Genomic DNA, 7789 nt, shown 5'->3' with positions numbered 1-7789 from the left:
ATCGGAATTATCGGGCAGGAAGAAAATCAGCAACAGGAAAGCCCTTTCGGCCGTACCCAATACCAGCAGACACCAAAATTAAACCAGGCGATAGAGTCGTTTATTCAAACAGACGCAGCTATTAACCCTGGTAACAGCGGTGGCGCCCTGGTAAACACCAATGGCGAACTGATCGGTATCAATTCGGCGATTGCCTCTCATACCGGTTCATATGAAGGCTATGGGTTTGCCATACCAATTAACCTTGCAAAAAAGGTATTGAATGATATCCAAAAATTCGGCGCTGTAAAACGCGGTTATGTGGGCATCAGTTTCAGGGAACTTGATGAAGATGCTGCTGCTGCGCTGCATACCGATAAAACTGCGGGTTTATACGTAAACGCCGTAGTGGCAGGTGGCGGAGCTGAACAAGCCGGTATCAAAGACGGGGATATCATCACTAAGATTGACGGCGCGAAGGTGTATGAATCATCTGACTTGCAGGAACGGGTAGGCCGTTTGGAACCGGGTGATAAAATTCACTTGACCGTGTTACGTGGCAATGATGAGAAAAACTTTACCGTTACCCTGAAAGCGAATAACCCTGCACCTGAAAAAGTAGCGGTAACAAAATCGGCTGAAGAATTATTCAACCGCATTGGCGCAAGCTTTGTTCCGGTTAATGCTGAAATGAAAGCCAAGTTCCATGTGAATGCGGGTGTAGTAGTTACCCAGGTGAGGGACGGTGGTTTGTTTGATTATACCGAAGTTCCGGTGGGATCAGTGATCACACAGATCAACAAGCAGCCTATCGCCAGCATTGATGATATGGACCATGCGCTGGGTCACCTGGACCATGGCGTTTTAACCATTTCGGGTTATTACCCCGATGGCAGCAAGCTCAGAAGCACCATCCAGATACAATAACATTTTCTGTGAATAAATAGTTAAGGGTCCGGTTTTTTTCCGGGCCCTTTTTTGTTGCTGTTGACGGTTGCCCCTTACCTTATACTCCCCGCGCCGATCCATCAAAAAGCGCCTGATTGCATATTGGGCATTGGGTATTCCCGTCCACGATTTGTGGAAGTATAAATTGTTATTTAAACTAATAAACGGGTACACCCGCACTCAATTAAACTCGCTCATAAAACTTAGCGATTAGTTTTTCGCCGGGGTTGTACCGTTAAAAACCGGGATATTGAAAATGGGCCGGATGATTTTTTAAGTGATGGACGTTGGCTCATTTCAGTCTTAAAACACCTTTAGTGTTATCAAATGGCCATATATCTACAACTAAAACAATTACAACTTATAATTGAAATATGCGGTTTTACTGTCAAAAACTTATTAATGCCCCCGAATTTTAAACATTTTTGCCAACCATTTTCAACCGATTACGTATTAGGGAGGCTTGGTGTCCAGCTGTTTTTTGGTTTGGCATAGAATTTTCTATATCAAACTGTAACATTGGTTAAACCAACATGAATCTACTATTAATATGACTACTGAGGAAGGGAACAATTTTTATTCGGACGATGCATCCCATCTTGCTCAGATAATTGATCATATTAATGCGGGTATATGGGAATTTGACATCACTACAAAAGATGTTAAATGGTCGCTGGGGTTTTATACCATCCTTGGCTATAAGCCGGGCGAGATTGAATGTTCTTACAACTGCTTTCTGGAGAACCTGATTTATCATCATGATAAACCAATTTTCCTGAAAGCCATTAACACCCGTAATCCCGAAAACAGCAATACCGTACAGATCCGGCTTTTAACCAAATCATCCGGGTACCAATGGTTCGAGAGTACTACCCAACGATGGGAAAATGGCCATGGCCCCAAATTTACCGGCTCGCTCATCAATATTAACCAGGCAAAGCTTTTAAGTTTACACGCAGCACAAAATGATTTCTTTTTTAACGAAACAGGCACTATAGCCAAGGTTAGCGGTTTTGAAATTGATGTTGTGGGCATGAACCTATCCCTCTCGAAAGAAGCCTTTGATATTTATCAACTTAATGACCAGGTAAAATTAAGCATTGAAGAAGCAATCAGTTTTTTTGAGCCTCAATACCGCCCCCTGTTAAATGAAGCCATTGATAACGCCGTTAAGTTTTGCAAACCTTATGATATGGAATTGCTGTTACGCACGGCCAAGAACAATGTGATTTGGGTAAGGGCCAAAGGCATGCCTATTATTGACGACTTTGGCAAATGCATAAAAATAAGGGGCATTTTCCAGGATATTGATAACATTAAAAAGAAGGGACTGGCTTTACAATCATCCATCAACTTATTGAACGACCAGAACAAACGGCTGCAAAATTTCGCTTATATCGTATCACATAACCTGCGTTCAAATACCGGGAACTTGCAGTTTATGGTGAATTTATTTGAGGAAAGCGAATCGGAAGATGACCGTACCGAAGTGTTTGCCCATATCAAATCAATCAGCAGCAGCTTAATCACTACGATCGATCACCTGAACGAAATTGTTAAAATACAAACCGAAATTGATAAGGATAGAACGACGCTTGAATTTGAAGAAGTATTTAAAAACGTAACAGCAACCCTGCAAAGTAATATTGAAAGCGCGGGCGCTAAAATTGAGTATGATTTTACAAAATGCCCGGTGATCAATTACATCCCGGCGTATCTGGAAAGTATCATACAGAATTTGCTTACCAACTCATTAAAATACCGCCATCCTGACAGGCAAGCGATCATCAGCTGCCGCACGGTGAAAGATGGACCGCATATTTACATGATATTTGAAGACAACGGTATTGGCATAGACATGGCCCGCTATGGCGACAAGGTGTTCGGCATGTACAAAACTTTCCATCAAAATTCTGATGCAAAAGGTATCGGGCTGTTTATTACCCGCAACCAGATCGAATCGCTCGGTGGCACTATCAAACTCGATAGTACCGTTAATGTAGGCACTAAGTTTACGATAAAATTAGTTTAGTCCGAAAGTCAGGAAACCTGCCTGCCGGCAGGCAGGGTCGGAAAAGTCCATAAGAAAGATGTAAAAACATTACAACCTTTCAACATTACAACCTTTCAACAAACTACTCTATATAGCTTTCCAGTATCTTAAATCCTGAAGTTGTTTCCAGTTGTACTTTATCGATACTTTTTGGGAGCAGGATGCAATCACCCATTGTTACTGGGTAATCCGATCCCTTACTTTTTACTACGAATTCACCCTCCACACAAACATAGATCACAAATGAATCCAGCCCCGAGTAATCCTTTTCAGTACTTTCCGTAAAGTCCATTATATTGGTGGTAAAGTACGGGCAGCTCACCAGTTTTATGGTTTTGTTCTCTTCGGGATGATAGGTGGTTTTATATTCCGGGTAATGCTTATAATCAATTGCCGCAAGCGCTTCTTCAACATGCAGTTCCCGTTTATTGCCTTTGTCGTCTAAACGATCAAAATCGTAGATCCGGTAGGTGATATCCGATGTTTGCTGGATCTCGGCGATCAGCAGGCCTTTGCCTATGGTATGCACCCTGCCGGCAGGCAAAAAGAACACATCTCCCGCTTTCACATCTTCCTTGTTTAAAATATCAGTTAAGTGGCCGCTGTTAAACTTATCCAGGTATTCCTGCTGGTTAAGCGCTTTATTAAAGCCTGCGATTAAAGTGGAACCCGGATCAGCCTCTATCACATACCACATTTCAGTTTTACCGAAAGAATTATGGCGTTTCTTACCCAACTCATCGTCAGGATGCACCTGGATGGATAAATCCTCGTTGGCATCAATAAATTTGATCAGCAAGGGGAAAATATTGCCAAAATGATCGTAAACCTTTTTGCCCACCAATTCATCTTTATATTGCTCCAGCAAGTCCGCAAGGGATTGTCCCTCAAGTGCGCCATTGGCGACAACGGATACATCCGACTTAACGCCCGAAATCTCCCAGGTCTCGCCGCAATTGGGCAGTGTTCCAAAATCTTTGTTCAGGTAAGTTTTTATTTTTTGACCGCCCCAGATCTTGTCTTTAAAAATGGTTTTGAATTTTAATGGATATAATGATGACATGATTTTCAATTTATGCGGCTAAGTTATCAGTAAAAATAATAACCGGAAGACTTTGGCTTATTTTGATTTGATTTTGGAGAAAGTTTTTAAAATATGGTCATTAAAAAAGCCCCCTATTTTAGGAGGCCTTTAATTATTTCGCTCTTGAAATTACTTTCCCAGCTTCACTTTCAAATTCTCGTCAATAGCTGCCAAAAATTCTTCGGTATATAAGTAATCGGTACCGTGTTCAACTTTTGGTTTGATGGTAATGGCTAAATCCTTGGTCATCTTACCGCTTTCAACGGTTTCGATACACACCTCTTCCAATGCTTTACAGAAATTGATCAGTTCCTGGTTATTGTCAAGCAAGCCACGGAATTCCAGGCCGCGGGTCCATGCAAAAATAGAAGCAATTGGGTTGGTTGAAGTTGGTTTACCAGCCTGGTGATCGCGGTAGTGGCGGGTTACCGTACCGTGTGCAGCCTCAGCTTCCATCACAGATCCATCAGGGGTAACTAAAACTGATGTCATTAAACCTAATGAACCAAAACCCTGTGCAACAGTATCTGATTGCACGTCGCCATCGTAATTTTTACAGGCCCAAACAAAGTTGCCATGCCATTTTAATTCAGAAGCTACCATGTCGTCAATCAAACGGTGTTCGTAAGTTAACTGGTTGGCTTCAAACTCAATTTTAAATTCATTCTGATAAATTTCTTCGAAAATGTCTTTAAAACGGCCATCGTATTTTTTAAGAATGGTATTTTTTGTAGACAGATATAAAGGCCATTTTTTTAGTAAAGCCTGGTTAAAACAAGCACGGGCAAAACCTTTGATAGATTCGTCGGTGTTGTACATCGCCATGGCGACACCATCACCCTTAAAGTTATACACTTCAAAAGATTGCTCGGCGCTGCCGTCTTCAGGGGTGTAAGTGATGGTTAATTTACCTTTTCCTTTGGTCACAAAATCTGTCGCGCGGTACTGGTCGCCAAATGCGTGACGTCCAATACAGATCGGCGCGGTCCAGTTGGGCACCAAACGCGGTACGTTAGCCATTACAATAGGCTCACGAAAAACCGTACCATCCAAAATATTACGGATAGTGCCATTTGGCGATTTCCACATTTGCTTCAAACCAAATTCAGTTACGCGCGCTTCATCAGGGGTAATGGTGGCGCATTTAATGCCTACGCCGTATTTTAAAATAGCGTTGGCGGCATCAATGGTTACCTGGTCGTTAGTTTCATCGCGATACTCAATACCAAGGTCGTAATATTTAATATCAAGGTCGAGATACGGGAATATCAATTTGTCTTTGATGAATTTCCAGATGATTCGGGTCATTTCATCGCCATCCAGTTCAACTACCGGATTTTCTACTTTAATTTTTGACATTTTTGGATACTTTTATTTTGTGCGCCAAATATATGAATTGCTTAATTAAGTTAATGAGTTGTATGATTGTTTAAGTTTAAAATTATTGGCACACCCTTTAAAACCGCGATGCAAGAAATTGCCTCATCCATTCGATGTAGTTTTTCAAATTCATTAACTTTATTAACTTAGCCAAACGATATAGGATAAATATCCGTACAAGCGGTAAAATATATCAGCATAAAATAAGTTAAAGTAAATATCTTTAGCCATCGCCAACTTATTATGATAAAAAACATACTCAGGTCAACCATTTTAACACTATTGATTTGCTGCAGCGCGTTAATATCACGGGCACAAATAGGATTTGATTTTTCGCATTACGAAATAGGCTTTGCTGCCGGTTTTAACCAGGTGTATGGCGATGCACAAACACAAACTACCACCCCTTCCTTTCATTTGAACTTAACGTATGACCCAACCCCTTACGTGAACATTGTATTTGAGGCGCAAATGGGCCGGCTTGCCGGGGGTGATTCGCTGGCAACCTCATCGGGCCGGCAATTTACTGCTGACTTAACTGCGCTGATGTTGAGAGGCCAGTTGCAAATGGGAGAAATTGTGGATTATTCACGTAGCCCTTTCAACAACGCCATTAAAAACCTTTATATTTCGGCAGGGCTTGGCTTTGTAGTAAGCCATATTACCAGCATCAACAGGTATTCTATCAAACCTGTCGCCGGCTTATATACGCCGGGTGTAATGAACAGCCAGGGGCCCTTCATTCCGTTCCGCCTTGGGTACGAATTTAAAGTATATAATAAATACGAACAGCCTGCCTTTAAAATCGACCTGGGCTATGAGTATAATATAGTTTTAAGCGATAACCTCGACGGCCTCACCTCCGGTAATCATTTTGACATTTACAGCCAGTTTATCATTGGTGTAAAGTTTGCCTTCGGCGGCGATATTGTTTCGTACAGAAAACAAATTCCTTATTAACAGGTTCTGAAAGATAGGCTCTAAGAAGTGATCCGGTGGATTATTTTTAATCATTATAGATTGAAAATAACCGTTCGTTCTGCTTCCTCTTTAGCGTAAATTTAGCTAAGCTTATTAAACCTGTTATTATGAATAAAGATACCTTTTATCCCGGATTTAACGACGAAAGCGAAGACCGGGACAGGACACTAAAAGATGACCTGGGCGAAACCATTGACAGCGAAGACCTCGCCTTTGATGCGGAGGAAAACAGCTATGAGTACGATGTAAAAAGCGACAACCCCGATTACCAGCACCTGGAAACTTACAATACTGCCGCCAAAAACGGCGAGGATATGAACTCCACCTATGATGAAGCTAATCCTTATGATGCCGGTGAAGAATATATCCCCAAGGAATCGTTAGAAACAGACGTTGATAAATTGGGAATGCATATTGACGAGGGCGAAATTGTTGACGTAGACGTTACTGACAGGGTACTCGGCCATACGCCAGAAGATGACCGCGATGATTTGGATGAGGAAGGATATCCGAAGAATGACAGGGTGTAGATATAAGAATTATCAGGCTTATTTATAAAAGACAGTTCCCTCGGGAAGGAGCATGGTTCTAATTTATCCTGATAATTTGTGTGTCCAGTTTGTCAAACATCAAGTAATCAAGCCGTTGTATGTTCCCTTTTTTATCGTAGTATATTTTAAATTTTTCTTTCGTGTTAATTATGCTCGTAATTCGTTTAATTTTTCCGGCCTGGTTATAACTAAAATGATAACTATACGGAAGATAATTGCAAATTATACATCCCGAATTGCTATAGCTGACTATCCTTGATAGGCTGTCATAAGTAAATGATATTATTTTTTTTATAACAGCAGAGGCATTGCTATCCGACTTAATTATCGTTTCATTTTTATACCGACGATCAACAAATTGATCAGGGAGGTAATAGGGTATATAAAAGTGTTTCCTGTAGAAATATAAATCTATTGTTTTTCCCATTAAACCAACAGTATCAATAGCCTCAATCCTTTTTCTATAAAGATTTCCATTAATGTATTCAACTATTTTAAAACGGATATCCTTAGCAGCACTGTCTTTTTGCCCGTAAGAATCAAGAGATAGAAAGATCAACGCTGTTAGGGTTAGCAGCTTCATGGTTTTTGGGTTAAGTCGGTGTAATTTAAGTTAAAATCTGAACTAATGTATATCAAAAATCCAGCTTATAAGAAGCTTTTTCAACCACGGTAACCTTTGTATTTACAAATCAATCATCAAGTAAATATATTGGACCGCATTTTTTACAAGAAGTTGAAAATATTCACATCTAAAAACATCTGGTTAGAAATATAATACTTTTAATACAATAATTACCCATCAAGTTCGCT

At 40.6% G+C, this 7789-nt stretch carries 7 protein-coding genes; 4 read left to right on the top strand and 3 right to left on the bottom strand.

The features are described 5' to 3' along the window. Together QZY09_RS03745 and QZY09_RS03740 are read left to right on the top strand one after the other, a co-directional pair. Positions 1-906, top strand: a 906-nt coding sequence (locus QZY09_RS03745) for a PDZ domain-containing protein (protein WP_295668223.1), incomplete at its 5' end; no start/stop codon positions are given. A 571-nt stretch (positions 907-1477) separates the two neighbouring features. Further along, positions 1478-2959 (top strand): ATP-binding protein, encoded by a 1482-nt coding sequence (locus tag QZY09_RS03740; protein ID WP_295668221.1) that lies wholly within the window; start codon positions 1478-1480, stop codon positions 2957-2959. Between the two features lie 103 nt (positions 2960-3062). Here QZY09_RS03740 and QZY09_RS03735 read toward each other — a convergent pair whose 3' ends face one another. Beyond that, complete coding sequence (locus QZY09_RS03735) at positions 3063-4043, bottom strand: type I phosphomannose isomerase catalytic subunit (RefSeq protein ID WP_295668219.1); 981 nt, start codon at positions 4041-4043, stop codon at positions 3063-3065. A 150-nt stretch (positions 4044-4193) separates the two neighbouring features. After that, positions 4194-5423 carry an NADP-dependent isocitrate dehydrogenase gene (locus QZY09_RS03730; RefSeq protein WP_295668217.1) on the bottom strand — a complete coding sequence of 410 codons (1230 nt, stop codon included), beginning with the start codon at positions 5421-5423 and terminating at the stop codon, positions 4194-4196. Positions 5424-5687: 264 nt separating this feature from the next. Between QZY09_RS03730 and QZY09_RS03725 the strand changes: the two genes are divergently transcribed. Both QZY09_RS03725 and QZY09_RS03720 read left to right on the top strand, forming a co-directional pair. Continuing rightward, on the top strand, positions 5688-6404 hold the full coding sequence (locus tag QZY09_RS03725) for a hypothetical protein (protein ID WP_295668214.1): 717 nt from the start codon (positions 5688-5690) through the stop codon (positions 6402-6404). Between the two features lie 128 nt (positions 6405-6532). Continuing rightward, positions 6533-6955: a hypothetical protein gene (locus tag QZY09_RS03720; RefSeq protein WP_295668211.1), complete on the top strand. Its 423-nt coding sequence runs from the start codon at positions 6533-6535 to the stop codon at positions 6953-6955. A 58-nt stretch (positions 6956-7013) separates the two neighbouring features. On the opposite strand, the gene QZY09_RS03715 is transcribed toward QZY09_RS03720, so the two are convergent. After that, positions 7014-7559 carry a hypothetical protein gene (locus QZY09_RS03715; protein ID WP_295668208.1) on the bottom strand — a complete coding sequence of 182 codons (546 nt, stop codon included), beginning with the start codon at positions 7557-7559 and terminating at the stop codon, positions 7014-7016. Between the last annotated feature and the right edge of the window lie 230 nt (positions 7560-7789).

This window comes from uncultured Mucilaginibacter sp., from assembly GCF_903913935.1.
Classification (GTDB): Bacteria; Bacteroidota; Bacteroidia; order Sphingobacteriales; family Sphingobacteriaceae; genus Mucilaginibacter.
The sequence above is the reverse complement of the archived record's forward strand: the minus strand, read 5'-3'. Positions and strand labels throughout refer to the sequence as shown.